The 14,810-nt window shown below is 50.1% G+C and carries 14 protein-coding genes and 1 other annotated feature; of the genes, 11 read left to right on the top strand and 3 right to left on the bottom strand.

What is annotated here, in order from left to right; translation table 11 throughout:
* The first annotated feature begins 16 nt into the window (after positions 1–16).
* The 3 genes from AB1K83_RS08625 to AB1K83_RS08615 all read left to right on the top strand — a co-directional run bounded on the left by AB1K83_RS08625 (position 17) and on the right by AB1K83_RS08615 (position 3,052).
* Entirely contained in the window at positions 17–661 is a 645-nt protein-coding gene (locus tag AB1K83_RS08625; protein WP_413057777.1) for a LytTR family DNA-binding domain-containing protein, read from the top strand.
* A 149-nt stretch (positions 662–810) separates the two neighbouring features.
* The gene (locus AB1K83_RS08620) at positions 811–2,325 is read left to right on the top strand and encodes an acetyl-CoA hydrolase/transferase family protein (protein WP_413057776.1); all 1,515 of its coding nucleotides are present in this window, start codon (positions 811–813) and stop codon (positions 2,323–2,325) included.
* A 109-nt stretch (positions 2,326–2,434) separates the two neighbouring features.
* Positions 2,435–3,052: an NAD(P)-dependent oxidoreductase gene (locus AB1K83_RS08615; RefSeq protein WP_413057775.1), complete on the top strand. Its 618-nt coding sequence runs from the start codon at positions 2,435–2,437 to the stop codon at positions 3,050–3,052.
* Between the two features lies 1 nt (position 3,053).
* On the opposite strand, the gene mgtE is transcribed toward AB1K83_RS08615, so the two are convergent.
* Positions 3,054–4,421: a magnesium transporter gene (gene mgtE / locus AB1K83_RS08610; RefSeq protein WP_413057934.1), complete on the bottom strand. Its 1,368-nt coding sequence runs from the start codon at positions 4,419–4,421 to the stop codon at positions 3,054–3,056.
* A 346-nt stretch (positions 4,422–4,767) separates the two neighbouring features.
* The gene (gene rluF, locus AB1K83_RS08605; protein ID WP_413057774.1) at positions 4,768–5,472 is read right to left on the bottom strand and encodes a 23S rRNA pseudouridine(2604) synthase RluF; all 705 of its coding nucleotides are present in this window, start codon (positions 5,470–5,472) and stop codon (positions 4,768–4,770) included.
* A gap of 212 nt (positions 5,473–5,684) precedes the next feature.
* Here rluF and AB1K83_RS08600 point away from each other — a divergent pair, with 212 nt between their 5' ends.
* The 7 genes from AB1K83_RS08600 to trpA all read left to right on the top strand — a co-directional run bounded on the left by AB1K83_RS08600 (position 5,685) and on the right by trpA (position 12,832).
* Positions 5,685–6,479: an MBL fold metallo-hydrolase gene (locus tag AB1K83_RS08600; RefSeq protein ID WP_413057773.1), complete on the top strand. Its 795-nt coding sequence runs from the start codon at positions 5,685–5,687 to the stop codon at positions 6,477–6,479.
* A 222-nt stretch (positions 6,480–6,701) separates the two neighbouring features.
* Positions 6,702–6,948, top strand: a binding site (T-box leader).
* A gap of 69 nt (positions 6,949–7,017) precedes the next feature.
* Positions 7,018–8,385, top strand: a complete 1,368-nt coding sequence (locus AB1K83_RS08595) for an anthranilate synthase component I family protein (RefSeq protein ID WP_413057772.1) — start codon at positions 7,018–7,020, stop codon at positions 8,383–8,385.
* Between the two features lie 38 nt (positions 8,386–8,423).
* On the top strand, positions 8,424–9,452 hold the full coding sequence (gene trpD / locus AB1K83_RS08590; RefSeq protein ID WP_413057771.1) for an anthranilate phosphoribosyltransferase: 1,029 nt from the start codon (positions 8,424–8,426) through the stop codon (positions 9,450–9,452).
* Positions 9,449–10,237: an indole-3-glycerol phosphate synthase TrpC gene (trpC, locus tag AB1K83_RS08585; protein WP_413057770.1), complete on the top strand. Its 789-nt coding sequence runs from the start codon at positions 9,449–9,451 to the stop codon at positions 10,235–10,237. The genes trpD and trpC overlap by 4 nt, the downstream gene beginning before the upstream one ends.
* Positions 10,234–10,848, top strand: coding sequence for a phosphoribosylanthranilate isomerase (locus AB1K83_RS08580; protein ID WP_413057769.1), 615 nt, complete (start codon positions 10,234–10,236; stop codon positions 10,846–10,848). Before trpC ends, AB1K83_RS08580 begins: the two co-directional genes overlap by 4 nt.
* Before the next feature lie 2 nt (positions 10,849–10,850).
* Positions 10,851–12,047, top strand: a complete 1,197-nt coding sequence (trpB, locus tag AB1K83_RS08575; RefSeq protein WP_413057768.1) for a tryptophan synthase subunit beta — start codon at positions 10,851–10,853, stop codon at positions 12,045–12,047.
* Positions 12,044–12,832: a tryptophan synthase subunit alpha gene (gene trpA / locus AB1K83_RS08570; RefSeq protein ID WP_413057767.1), complete on the top strand. Its 789-nt coding sequence runs from the start codon at positions 12,044–12,046 to the stop codon at positions 12,830–12,832. The genes trpB and trpA overlap by 4 nt, the downstream gene beginning before the upstream one ends.
* 43 nt (positions 12,833–12,875) lie before the next feature.
* Here trpA and AB1K83_RS08565 read toward each other — a convergent pair whose 3' ends face one another.
* On the bottom strand, positions 12,876–13,709 hold the full coding sequence (locus AB1K83_RS08565; protein WP_413057766.1) for an aminoglycoside N(3)-acetyltransferase: 834 nt from the start codon (positions 13,707–13,709) through the stop codon (positions 12,876–12,878).
* Here AB1K83_RS08565 and AB1K83_RS08560 point away from each other — a divergent pair.
* Entirely contained in the window at positions 13,690–14,796 is a 1,107-nt protein-coding gene (locus tag AB1K83_RS08560) for a DUF4003 family protein (protein ID WP_413057765.1), read from the top strand. The two genes, AB1K83_RS08565 and AB1K83_RS08560, sit on opposite strands and share 20 nt — an antisense overlap.
* Positions 14,797–14,810 lie beyond the last annotated feature (14 nt).

Genomic DNA, 14,810 nt, shown 5'->3' with positions numbered 1-14,810 from the left:
GGGGAGGATCCAGCTTATGGAGATGCTTAGCGTAGATGCATTGTTAGACGTGATCGGAGAGTTGTTTTCAGATGAAATCTCGATCGCGGTTTCCAATACGGAAGAGTATGTTTATTATCGGCCTAGCAAGCGGATTGATTTGAAAATTAGACCGGGTGACCCGGTCCGGGAAGGGACGATCGCCTACAAAGCGATCCGGGAGAAGCAAAAAGTCTCCGAGTTCATCAATCGGGATGTATTTGGAGTACCGTATCATGGGATGGCGGTGCCGTTCCAGCAGGATGGTAAGCTGGAAGGCTGCGTCACTGCCATCTATCCGGCGTATACGGAAGGCAAATCAGTCATTACGGTGAAATCCCAAGATGGCTGGGTTCCTGTGCCTTTTGCGAAGGTGCAATATATAGAAGTGAAGGATCGAAAAACGCTTGTCGTGTCGGATGAAATCGTCGGCGTCCATAAAAATTCACTGCAAAGCTTTGAGTATTTATTACCACGGGATTCCTTCGTGCGTTGCCATCGCTCGTACATCGTGAACGTCAATCATATTAAAGAAATCTATCCGGACACTCATTCCACGTTTGTCCTGTCGATGGAAGACGGCACCCGGATTCCGGTCAGTCAATCGTACTCCAGTTATTTTAGAAAATTATTAGGCTTTTGACTTCAGTCAGCGTAATTGATTAAGAACTGTCCCAAACCCAGGAGTTGCTGCCTCGGTTGTGATTTGTCCTTTTTAATTCATGAATTGTCTTTTGTGAAAGCGTTTTAGATAGAATTGTCTAAACAATACAAACGAAAGAGGCAGATAGCATGGACAAGCAACTAGAGCGTATCCAATGTAAAGCGTTACAAAATTTGATTGTCACGCCCGAAGAGGCAGCTTCCTGGATTGAGGATGGCATGACGTTGGCGTTAAGCGGTTTCACGCGTGCAGGTGATGCGAAGGCGGTTCCGATGGCTTTGGTGGAACGTGCGGAACATGAAACCTTTCAGGTGAATGTATATACAGGCGCATCCCTCGGCTCTGATATCGATAAACTCTTTGCAGAAGCCGGCATCGTCCATAAGCGGCTTCCTTTTCAAGCCGACCCGACGATGCGTAAAAAAATCAATGAAGGCGCCCATTTATTTGTAGATCATCATCTATCCCATACGGCGGAGCTGCTCCGTGCGAAAGTGATTGATCCGATTGATTTCGCCATTCTGGAAGCGGTTTCAATTACGGAAGATGGAATGATCATCCCGACAACTTCCGTCGGAAACTCGCTAACGTTTGCCCAACATGCAAAATCGATTATTGTGGAAATTAACATGGCCCACTCTGAGCTCTTGGAGGGCATCCATGACTTATATGCACCGGGACAGCAAGGTGAACGCGACCCGATCCCATTGACAAAAGCGGACGACCGAATCGGCACGACTGGTATTCCGATTGATGTGGAACGAGTGAAAGGCATTGTCTTTACGAATCAACTCGATTCTCCGTCCACAATCGTTCCGCCCGACGAGGAAACGGAAATTATGGCACAGCATTTGTTGAGTTTTCTCCGTGCGGAAATCCAAGCCGGCCGCTTGACCGAGAAATTAGCACCTCTACAATCCGGTATCGGATCTGTTGCCAATGCGGTTCTCCACGGCATGGTCAATTCAGAGTTCGAGGATTTGGAAGTCTATTCCGAAGTGTTGCAGGATGCGGTATTTGACTTGATTGATGCAGGTAAAGTGCGCTTTGCTTCCTGTGCGTCTATTACGGTGTCCGAGGAAAAATCAAATCAGGTGTTCCAGAACTTTGAAACTTACCGGGACAAGCTAATCATGCGTCCTCAAGAAATTTCGAATCACCCGGAGATCATTCGCCGGCTCGGCTTGATTTCCATCAATACGGCGTTGGAATTGGATATTTACGGCAACGTCAACTCGACTCATGTGTCCGGAACGAAAATGATGAATGGCATTGGCGGTTCCGGGGATTTTGCACGAAACGCCAGACTTGCGATTTTCGTTACGAAGTCTATCGCCAAAGGCGGGGTGATTTCAAGTGTCGTCCCGTTCGTCACACATGTCGACCATACGGAACATGACGTCGATGTCATTGTAACGGAACAAGGTTACGCTGACTTGCGCGGGTTAGCTCCACGGGAACGGGTGGAGTTGATCATCGAAAACTGCATGCACCCGCTGTACCGCGAGCAAATGCGGGAGTATTACAATGAAGCGCTGCAACGTGGCGGTCATACGCCCCACGTTATTGAAAAAGCGTTCTCTTGGCATACCAATTTGGCGACCCAAGGAACGATGCTTCAAAAGGTGGCACAGCCTGTTTGATTTAAATAAAAGCTGCCCTCTCTGTCTTGAGATGACAAGAAGGGCGGCTTTTTTCTTGAGTTAACGCTGGAAACCGGTATCGTTAAGGGAAGAAGGAGGCGTTTATTCAATGAAAATTGCATTATTTGGCGCAACCGGCCGGGTCGGGAGCGAAGTGTTGCGACTTGCCCTTGCTGACGGGCATGAAGTAACGGCGCTCGTCCGGTCACCTGAAAAATTGGCACCCCATGAACGGCTTCAAGTGAATGAAGGGGATGTTCGTGATTGGGATACGGTGAACCGTACGATAGAGGGGGCAGACGTCGTTTTCAGTGCTCTCGGCACCGATCGGACGACAACTTTGACAGAAGCGACTCCCCATTTCATCCGGGCGATGGAGCAGTCGGCAGTCCGGCGAATCGTCACCATCGGAACGGCGGGCATCCTGCAAAGTCGGACGACTCCCGATTTACTCCGCTACGAAGCAGGGGATTCCAATCGACGGTTGACCTTTGCAGCGGAGGAACACCATAAAGCGCTTGAGCTGTTGCAAAATTCCGGGCTGGATTGGACGATTGTCTGTCCTACCTACTTACCTGATGGCCCGCCCACCGGATCCTACCGCATCGAACGGGATGTGTTGCCGGATGAGGGCAAGCAAATATCGGTCGGTGACACGGCAGAATTTGCTTTTGCAGAATTGTTGGCGGGCAGCCATATCGGTTACCGGGTCGGCATCGCCTATTGATTCAAGTCAATTTGGACAGGAACATCGTGGCAATTCCAAAATAAATGAGAAGAGATAAAATGTCGTTGACCGTCGTGATCAAAGGCCCCGAGGCCACCGCTGGATCGACTTTGAATTTATTCAAAATCAATGGGATGACTGTTCCGGCAAGTGTCCCGATAATTAACGTCGCCAATAGCGAGGCACCTACGACGAGACCCAGAATGAAACTGCCTTGCCAGACGTAGGCGATGATGGAAATGACAACTGCACAAGTGATTCCAATCAATACACCGACAACCAACTCACGAAATAGCAATTTCAGCGATTTTTTCATATCGACATCTTCCGACACAAGCCCACGGACAACGACGGCCAGTGACTGGGTCCCGGTGTTCCCGGTCATTCCCGCAATCATCGGCATGAAGAAGGCAAGTGCGACGACCGCTTCCAACGTCTCTTCAAACTTCGAAATGATACTTCCGGATACGAGGCCGATAAAGAGTAGGAGAAGGAGCCATGGCAGCCTACGTTTGGCCGCCACAAGCGGTCTCGTTCTGAAATCAATCGATTTACCCGATGCCAAAAGCATTTCTATGTCTTCATTCGCTTCCCGTACGACGATATCCAAGACATTCTCGACGGTGATTGCGCCAAGAAGAACATTGTTTTGATCGACGACCGGGACCGATTCGAAGTCATATTTCCCAATTAACCGGGCGACCTGTTCCTGTTTCATCAAGACGTCGGCTTTCACGAGTTTCGTCGTCATAATCTCGCTGATCCGCGATTGGGGATCGGACAATATCAGGTCGCGATATGAGACGACTCCTACTAACTTTCTGTCCTTATTGGTGATATAAATATAATTCAGGTATTTGGCGAGTTGCTGGAATTTTTTCAGCTCTTGTTCCGCCTCTTCCACGGTAGCGTCCGGCCGCACCGTGATATAGCGGTTGTTCATAGCCCGCCCGGCCGTTTTGGGCGGATAGTCCAGAATGTGCAAAATCTCTTCCATCTGCTCTCGTTTCATATGGGCGATCAACCGGTCCACCTTGGACTTGGAAAGCCCGGTAAAAAGAAATGCGAGCTCATCGCTCTGCATTAATTCCAAAATGTCGGTAGCACGTTCGTACCCGATCATTTCAAGGACACTCAATTGTTCATCTTGGTTTAAATACTTTAATAAAGTGGTCAATTCCTCTATCGTCAAAAACTCCAAAAACAAGGGACGGCGTTTTTGGGGCAAATCTTTATACTGCCTTGCGATCTCATAAGAATCCAGCTCTTTTATAATATCGTGGAAGGTATCTTTTTTTCCTTCTTTCAGTACTTGTATCAGTGCACGTGCTACTTCAACTTCATCCATTTTAGGCTCCAATGAATCCACCTCACTCGTCAAGTAAACAAGATTCCCTTAATAGGTCACTCTCTCTTTGTATTCCCCTAAATTGGTTGGAAGAAAACAAAATAGACGAAGTTAAACGATTTTCCATGCCATGAGAGTTTCGGGCGAAGCCATGACAGTTCAGGTATTTGTCCTTACAGTTAGCAGGATTGCCCTTAGAGTTTCCTCGAGCCCTTACAGTTTTGTCCCGGGCCATGACAGTTCGGGAAGTTGCCCTTACAGTTCGGGGGATTGCCATTAGAGTTCCCCGGGGCTCTAATAGTTCCACTATGGTTCCATAAATAAAATGAGACCTCTCCCAATGTAACAGGAAAGGTCTCATAATCAGCTATCTTTTTGGCGTATAGTTCAACATTTTGAACATCGTATCCAATTCCGCTTTTGTCAGATCCCGCCATTGGCCTACGGGCAGGTCACCGAGATGGATATTCAAGACCCGGATCCGCTGCAGCTTTTGCACATGATAGCCCAACGCAGCACACATGCGGCGGATTTGGCGATTAAGCCCCTGTGTCAGCGTGATGTTGAACATGCGGGGGCCGAGTTTTTTCACTTTGCATGGTTTGGTCGTTGTGCCGAGAATTTTGACGCCCGACTCCATTTTCTTAATGAATTCCGCCGTAATGGCATGATCTACGGTGACGATATATTCTTTTTCATGCCCATGTTCTTCCCGCAAAATTTCGTTGACGATGTCGCCGTCATTCGTCAGCAGCAGAAGGCCTTCCGAATCTTTGTCCAGGCGGCCAATATGAAAAATCCGCAACGGATGGTTGACAAAGTCGACAACATTGCCTTCAATATGCCGCTCGGTCGTGCTGGTGATGCCGACGGGTTTATTCAGCGCAATATAGACCAGCTGCTCTTCCGTTTGAACCGGCTTGCCATCCACCCGTACTTCGTCGCCCTCTTCCACCCGACTGCCGAGTTCGGCTAGCTGCCCATTGATCATCACGCGGCCGTCCTCGATCCACTTATCCGCTCCACGTCGGGAAACGATACCCGCTTCGCTTAAAAATTTATTGATTCGCATGCCTGTCATCCTATCTGTGATGGTTTAATCCCATTGTACCGGCACTTCTGTCCATTTTCAAAATGGAGCAATCGGGAAATCCCTGCATATTGATGCCGAGTTATATTGCCTGCCGAATTGTGTTAGGACAATTCATACCAATGAGTAAATTGAATGATTATTCATTCAATTATATGTTACGATAGATGTAAAGAACAGCAGGGAAGAGGAGAGTGATTCAATTGTTTCAAGTATATGATAGAGAAGACGTTACCTGTGTGGAAATGACTACTTTGAGGAAGAGCAAAGTGTTTACTTTCTTAGTGGACGGCATGTTGATCGACACCGGACCACAACGATTTGAATCTGAATTAATTCCCTTCTATCAAAAGGCCTCGTTTGACTTAGTAACCTTAACCCACAGCCATGAAGACCATTCAGGCAATGCTCCATGGATTCAAGAAAATCTCAAAGTTCCAATCTATGTCCATTCTAATGGGATCGCTGTATGTTCACAGCCGACTCCATATCCGAAATATCGACAAGATACTTGGGGGACCCGAAGGGAATTTAAAGCGTTGCCTGTCTCGTCGTCCATCCAGTCCCGGGAAAAGGAATGGGAAGTGATTTATACGCCTGGGCATGCAGACGATCATATTTCACTGTTTCATCGTGGAACGGGAACACTGTTTACAGGTGATTTATTTATCTCTCCCAAAACTAAAGTGATTATGAGAAGCGAATCGATCCCTCAGACTATGGCTTCCATCCGGAATCTCCTCACCTACGACTTCGGTTCGATGTTTTGCTGCCACGCCGGCTATTTACCGGATGGGAAAATGAAGATGAAGGAAAAACTCGAGTATTTGGAAGGTATTTGTGAAGAAGTGAAAACACTTTATGAAAAAGGACATTCCATCACAGAAATCGACCAACTAATATTCGGCAAGAAATATCCGATTACTGCTATTTCCGAGGGTGAGTGGGATTCATTGCATATAGTTACTTCTATTGTTTTGGATATATAGTTTTAGAAGGTCAGACGATATCCAACTTGAAGGACATCATAATAATGGATTCAGTGTTTATAACTCTTCTATAATCAAATTAAATTGAATAACAGAAGAGGTTGACAATTGCGGCATTTCATAATAAGATAAGTACAACTTTTTTGTTCGGTCAACGGGTAGAAGGTGCCGGGAGCGGTGCCGCCCACAGAACAGATGAGTCGAGATGAGAAGAGCATAGCTGAGAAATTGATGAATAAGAAGAGTAGCACCAGTATGCGCTTGTAGAGAGTCAGTGGGTGGTGGGAACTGATACGCAGCGGGTGTGAATGGACTTAGGAGAGTCACCGATAACAACTGGTTTCGGTTTGTTAAAGGTGGACGTTGATCCCGCGTTACGGGATACGTGCACGCTTTTTCAGCGATGCATTCGAGAGGGAGCGAATCGGCTCCAATATGAGGTGGCAACGCGGTTAAATCCGTCCTCTGCTAATGGATATTTCTGTCCATTGGCAGGGGGCTTTTTTATTTCCATTAATTGAAGAGCAGAGGAGAGACGATGATGAGTGCAGAAAAGACGAGTTTGCGGATGACGATGAAGAAATTGGAGGGGGATTCACTGACGCCCATCCTTATTTTTAGGAGATTGCAAGGCAAGCGGAAGTTCTTGTTGGAAAGCTCCTCTCTCCATGACGGACCGGGCAGATATTCCTTCATCGGAGTGGAACCGCTGAAGTCGTACCGAGGCGGGGACGGGCTAATCGAGGAAGTCATTTATGGATCTGATAAACAATACGTTCACGAAGGAGAGTTATACACCCTATTAAAAAGACTGATGCCCCGGGTGACCAATGATTTGGATTTTCCTTTTACCGGTGGCGCGGTCGGTTACGTCAGCTACGACGCCACGCGGCAGCAGGCGAAACCAGGGCTTGGGACCCCGGATGTCAACTTCAATATTTATGACACCGTCGTCATTTTCGACCACGTATTGAATGAAGTGACACTCCTGCATACGCAAATTAATCCCGAGCATGGAACGCCTGACCTGGAGGCGCTCGCTGAACAGATTTTGACGGGGGCGGTCGAAGAGGAGACGGGGTTTTCGCTATCGGAATACCAGAGCGATACCTCTCAGGAAGAGTTCGAGGAGCTGGTCCGCCAATCCATCACGCATATCAAACAAGGGGAAATAGAACAAATTGTCCTATCAAGGAGGATGGAAGCCGATTTCGAAGGGGATCCGTTCTCCATTTACCGGAAATTAAGAAGACGCAACCCTTCGCCCTATATGTACTTCATGGAATTCGACGATCATACGGTGATTGGTACGTCACCGGAAAGCCTGGTCAGCGTATCAGGCGGTACCGTGATGACAAATCCGATTGCTGGTACGCGTAGACGGGGCCGGGATGAAGCGGAGGACCTCGCGCTTGAAAAGGAATTACGCAATGATCCGAAAGAGCTGTCCGAACATGACATGTTGGTGGAACTGAGCAAGCGGGAGATGGTAGATGTATGCGACCCGACGAGCATTGAAATCGCAAATTATATGAAGACCGTCCGCTATGAGCACGTCATGCACCTCGTATCGGAAGTGGAAGGCAACTTGGCGCCGGGATTGCACGCGTTGGATGCGTTGAAAGCGACATTGCCGGCTGGTACGGTTTCGGGCTCGCCGAAGCGACGGGCCATGGAACTGATTGATGAATTGGAAAGCACGAGCCGCGGCATTTACGGAGGGGCGATCGGGTACATCGGCCTCAATGGAAACATCGACTTCGCTTTGACGATCCGCACGATGGTCATCAAGGACGGAAAAGCGTATGTCCAAGCGGGGGCTGGTATCGTGGAGGCTTCCATCCCGGCATTGGAGTATAAAGAAACGGTGAATAAAGCACGATCCCTTTTGGAAGTTGTAAAGTGACACCGAGTATAGAACAGCAGAGAAGAGGAGAGATAGCAATGAAGAGATTTTTGAGCATAGTGGAGAACAATCGGAACTTGACGTTTGAGGAAATGACAGAGGCTGCAAAGTTATTATTTGATGAAGAGACGGATGTCCAAGAGATGACCGATTTTTTAATTGCACTATCCCGGAAAGGCGAGACCGCGCAAGAAGTGGCGGCGTTGGCGATGGTCATGAGGTCATTGGCAGTCGACCTTGGTGTGCCATACGGAAATTATTTGGATAACTGCGGCACCGGAGGAGATGGATCAAACAGCTTCAATATCAGCACAACGTCCGCTTTCGTTTTGGCGGGTGCGGGAGTGCGGATCGCCAAGCACGGCAATCGGAAAGTGTCCAGTGCTGCGGGAAGCCATGACGTGCTGGATGCACTCGGCATCCGTTCGGATTTTAATCCAGCTGAAATCAGGGAACTGCTTCGTAACGAAGGAATCGCCTTTTTATTCGCCCCGCATGTCCATCCGAAAATGAAACGGATCGTGGGGGTGCGGCAACAAATCGGCAAGCCGACCATTTTCAATCTGGTCGGTCCGTTGACCAATCCGATTCACCTGAAAACTCAATTCACGGGCATCAACCGTCCGGATTTCGTCATGGAGTACGCTTCGGTGCTGCGCATGCTTGGCAGGGAACGCGCGATTGTCGTGTCGGGAACGGGTGGAATGGATGAGGCATCGCTTGCGGGGCAAAACGCATTTGTCCTGCTCGATAAGGGGGACTTGATTCCTTTCGCCTTGAGAGCGGAAGATGTCGGGTTGACCCAAGCAGACCCTTCGGCTATTCGCGGGGGTGATGCACAGGAAAATGCGGCGATCATCTGGTCGGTGTTGGGTGGTGAACGGGGGCCTCGATTCGATACGGTCGTGTTCAATGCGGGAATCGGATTATTCGCCAACGGGCAGGCGGCTACGATACAGGAAGGTGTCGACAAGGCGATTGACAGCATCCTATCTGGAAAAGCGATGGAGAAGCTGGAAGCGATCATTGCCTATAGCCAAAATGAACAGAAAGCGGTGGCGAGATGACAATTTTAGATAAAATCTTGATGAAGAAGCAACAGGAAGTCGAAGAAATGCTGGCAGCAAACGTAGAGTTTCCAAAAAATGAAACGGTACGGCCTTCCTTATATGACACTCTAAGAAAGGCAGAGCAATTGCAAGTCATTTCGGAAATGAAACGAGCGTCCCCTTCCAAAGGGTTGATTGCCGAAGGCGCGGATCCGGTGAAACAGGCAAAAGCGTATTACGAAGCAGGGGCGGCCTGCATTTCGGTGCTGACGGATAACCCGTTTTTCCAAGGTAGCTTCGAAGACTTGGCGGCAGTGGCGGAAGTTGTGCCAATTCCGTTGCTTTGCAAGGATTTCATGATCCATCGGGTGCAGATTGATAAGGCCAAAAGCGCGGGGGCGTCCGTCATTTTGCTGATTGTAGCAGCATTGGATGACGAAACGCTTGCGGATCTCCATTCCTATGCGGCTTCACTTGGCTTGGATGTGTTGGTGGAGGTGCATGATGTCGATGAATTGGAGCGTGCGTTGTCAGTGGATGCCAAACTGATCGGCGTCAATAACCGCGATCTGCGGACGTTCGAAGTGGATCTGACCCAGACGGAAGCAGTTGCAGCACGGTTCCCATTCGATGAAGAGCGAGTGTTGATCAGCGAGAGCGGCATTTGGGGGCCGGAAGATGCGATCCGTGTCGCCAAAGCCGGAGCTAGCGCGGTATTGGTCGGCGAATCGTTGATGCGCAGTGATTCTGTGGAGTCGGCGCTGCGTTCGTTACAAGTGGCGAAAGCGGGAGTCGCGGAATGACGAAGGTGAAGATTTGCGGCCTCATGGAACGTGAGCACGTCGAGGCTGCAGTCGAGGCAGGAGCCGATGCGATCGGCTTCGTCTTCGCGCCGAGCAGACGGCGTGTGACCATTGAAAAGGCGCAAGAGCTGGCAAGCCTCGTTCCGGAAGGTGTACTAAAGATTGGCGTTTTCGTTGACGCGGTGGAGGAGGAATTAAAGCGCGCTTTTACGGAGGTGCCGCTTGATTTCATTCAATACCATGGAGACGAAAAACCTGATTTCATTCAACAAATGGGATTGCCGGCGATTAGAGCGGTATCGGTGCATAGTGAAGGGGACGTACGGCAGGCGAGCCGATATGATGTCGATTACTTCTTGTTCGACACGCCGGGGACTGAATTTAAAGGCGGCAGTGGCAAGACGTTTGATTGGACTTTGTTGGAAGAGGCTGGGGTGCATCCAGAGCAATTGATCTTGGCAGGCGGGCTGACGGTCGACAATGTCAGAGAGGCCATCGAGCGTGTCAATCCATATATGGTGGATGTCTCTAGCGGAGTGGAAATCAATAAAAGAAAAGATGTGGGCTTGATCCGCGGCTTTCTGGATACGGTCAAAAAGAAGGAGAGATAGAGATGGGGCAACAGACGAAGACGAAAGGGCGCTACGGGAAATTCGGCGGCCAGTATGTGCCGGAGACATTGATGACAGCTTTATTGGAACTGGAACAAGCGTATGAGGAAGCGGTGGCGGATCCTTCATTCCAAGAGGAGCTGGATTATTATTTAAAAGATTATGTAGGCCGGGACAATCCACTTTATTTCGCGGAGCGGCTGACGAAAGAGCTCGGCGGGGCAAAAATCTACCTAAAACGGGAAGACTTGAACCATACGGGCGCACATAAGATCAACAACTCCCTCGGGCAGGCGCTCTTGGCGGTGCGGATGGGGAAAAAGAAAATTGTCGCCGAAACGGGCGCGGGCCAGCATGGCGTAGCGACAGCGACAGCTTGCGCATTGCTTGGTTTGGAGTGCATCGTCTTCATGGGGAAGGAGGATGTGCGGCGGCAGGAGCTCAATGTGTTCCGGATGGAATTGCTTGGCGCGACAGTTGTGTCGGTCGATAAAGGTCCTGGCACGTTGAAGGATGCCGTGAATGAAGCGCTGCGCTACTGGGTCGCGAATGTGGAAGATACGCATTATATCCTTGGCTCGGCGCTCGGACCTCATCCGTTTCCGCGCATCGTCCGGGATTTTCAACGGGTCATCGGGGACGAGACGCGGAAACAGATACTAGAAAAAGAGGGTCGGTTGCCGGACGCTGTTGTGGCGTGTATCGGCGGAGGTAGTAACGCGATCGGTATGTTCCATCCGTTTGTGGACGATGAAGAAGTGGCGTTGTACGGCGTGGAAGCCGCGGGCAGTGGAATTTCCACGGGCCAGCACGCGGCGGCAATCGCAGGCGGACGGGAAGGTGTCCTGCACGGCGCCTATATGTATATTTTGCAAGATGACAATGGGTTCATCCAGGAAGCGCACTCGATTTCCGCTGGGCTGGATTATCCGGCTGTCGGTCCCGAACATTGTCATTTGCACGATATCGGTCGGGTGAAATATGAATCGGTGACCGACGCGGAAGCGCTGGAAGGCTTGCAATTGCTGTCGCGGATCGAAGGGATCATTCCGGCATTGGAAAGCGCCCACGCAATCTATTACGCGGCGGAGCTGGCGAAGGAAATGAAACCGGATGAAGTTCTCGTCATCTGTCTGTCGGGCCGCGGAGACAAAGATGTACAAACGGTACGCGATGCACTCGGAGGTGTGGCAAAATGACGAAAGCAGATTTGAGCAATTCGATTCTTCGTAGCACGGAGCGAGGCGAGAAGGCGTTCGTTCCGTATATCATGGCGGGCGACGGTGGACTCGGTACGTTGAAAAATAATATTTTATTCCTGCAGGAAGCGGGTGTGGCAGCCATCGAGGTCGGCATTCCGTTTTCTGACCCTGTGGCGGACGGTGAAGTTATCCAGGCCGCGGGGGAACGAGCTCTTTCACACGGCGTCAACTTGCGTGCCGTGATGAAGGAACTTGCTTCATTCCAAGGTGAAGTGACGGTGCCTCTTGTCATCATGACGTACTTGAATCCGGTGTTGAGCTATGGGGTGGAGGCGTTCGCACAAGATTGCGGGACGGCCGGAATCAGTGGATTGATCATCCCCGACTTGCCGTTGGAGGAAAGTGATCTCGTACGGGAGGCGCTGAACGGCACGGACGTTGGGCTCATCCAGCTTGTCTCCTTGACAAGTCCGCTGGAGCGCATCCGCACTATCACGGCTGCGGGAGAAGGGTTCATTTACGCAGTGACAGTCAATGGGATCACAGGTGTCCGGAACGAATTCCGTGACGACCTCGGCACCCATTTGCAGCAATTAAAAGAAGTGAGCCCCGTGCCGGTATTGGCAGGATTCGGCATTTCCACTCCTGGGCAAGTCCGGTCCATCGGGGCGCTGGCAGACGGTGTCATCGTCGGCAGTGCAATCGTGGATGCGTTCCACCGGGGGGATTTGCAAGCGATCGAGGCGCTTGTGCAGGCAGCCAAAGAAACAGTGTATAATTAAAAAAACGCCTTCCTCATGCAGTTTTGACAGAGGAAGGCGTTTTTTAGGATTCAGACTCTTTGTCAGTTTGGCGCCGTACCGCAATCCAGCCTGTCCCGAAGCGGATCAAAGGCTGCATTGGGATGATTTTGCAATTCGCTTGTCCGAGCTTTCGATTTTGTACGATGCCAGGGTTCGCTGTTTCAAAAGCAGTTCCTAATTCCGGAAAGACGCCGGAGTCGACGTCGACCATTTCGTATGTAGCCCAAACCCGTTCGCCATCTTGCATCATGGCGGAGCCTTGAGAGATCATTGGTGGTCGATGTGCCAAATATTCACTTAGATGAAGGGCCGTGCAAGAGTCATATCCGACGCCAATCAGCACAATCTTCACATTTCCATCCAACAACTTTCCGAGCGGCGAGCCTTTCCCGAATGAATCATCGAGCGGGTGTGTTTTCATCCATCCTTCGGCATGCTTGCCCCACGCCATGAACGAGTGGGCGGGATGTGGGCTGCGGATCGTCTCCGGATGCCGGTGGAAAGTGTCCGCAATCTTTCCCATTTCTCGCAAATGAGTCAAACGGGGATCGTATGCGGGCATCGTTTGTCGGATCGGTTCATGCCAATCTTCCGGTACAGCTGGCATCATCCAATACGATGGATCCGAATTGTCCGTCGATTGGGCAGCCATGACAATCGTCCCTTCCGGCGTGACGGTTTCCATCAATGCCTCCACGACCGCCTGCGCACCACCGGCAACCCAACCGATCGATTTCAATGAAGAATGGACCATGATGGCGTCGCCCGGTTGTATGCCCATCTCCTGCAGATTGGACTTCAATGTTTCTTTTGATTGGAACGAGGTTGTACGTAAAATGACTTCAAATTCCGACACGGTCATCACTCCTTATGAACAGAATAGCAAGTCAATGGAGTTTCGCCAACCCGTCCTGAAACTTTTCCCACTCCGAATCGTACATATAGGAAAGGGGGCGTTCGGATTGGATACGAATCGGATTAAACAAGAAGTCGAACTGACCTATGGTAAAGTGAAGTCCTTGGCGGGGTGGGCGGTGGATAAGAATATCGTGCTGACCATTACATCCTATTATGTGACATCGGATCGGGAATTTGATGCGGTACGATTGAACCGTTTCATGGATGCGCTTAAAAATCGGTCTGGTTGGTTTTCTCCGCTTCGTGGTAATTTGCTGCCCATGATTTCGGCACTTTTAGATCGTCCCGGGTGTGATATCGAACAAGAAGTCGATCGTTTATTTGCAAAGCAGCATGTGCTGAAAAGTGCGGGATTCCGTAACACGATCCACTCTTATCTTGCTGCTTTGCTCATGACGGATGACCCGGATGTTCACGAGATAGAGGCCCGGCAAGCCAAAAAGCTGTATGATGCCATGAAAAAGCAACACTTTTTCCTCACTTCGGATGATGATTATGCCTATGCGCTCCTTCTCGGAAAGCGGGAAGCCGATCCCATTGAGCATGCGAAAGCGATGCGGACCTATTATGATGCGCTCCGTGTAGCAGGTTTCAAGTCGGGGAATGAACTGCAATGGCTCTCCCAAGTGATGACCTATATACATATTGATTTCGACGAAAAACTCGTGGCGCGGGCGGCTGACATACTCGACCGGTTCAAGCGGGATGCGAAAGTGCGGCCTGTCCACTATCCGATGATCGGTTTCTTGACTGTGTTCGAAGTGACCGATGCAGATCTGGAAACGATTGTTGACTTAACCGTGGTGTTGGAAACGTCAAAGCCGTTGAAGTGGAACCGGGAAATGGCATTATCGATTGGGGTCGGTTATGTCATGCATAAATTGGTTGACCCCGTCCGTGTGGAAGAAACGAGCGTCAGTCTAGTGACTTCCATCGAACTGATTATCCAGGCACAGCAAGCTGTCATGGCCGCCACCATCGCCGTCATGGCTGCTTCCTCCGCCAGCAGTTCATCCGATACATGAGAACGTGCACGCAT

It is taken from the genome of Sporosarcina sp. 179-K 3D1 HS, from assembly GCF_047228905.1.
GTDB lineage: Bacteria > Bacillota > Bacilli > Bacillales_A > Planococcaceae > Sporosarcina.
Note: the sequence above shows the minus strand (reverse complement) of the source record. Positions and strands in the feature narration are given on the sequence as shown.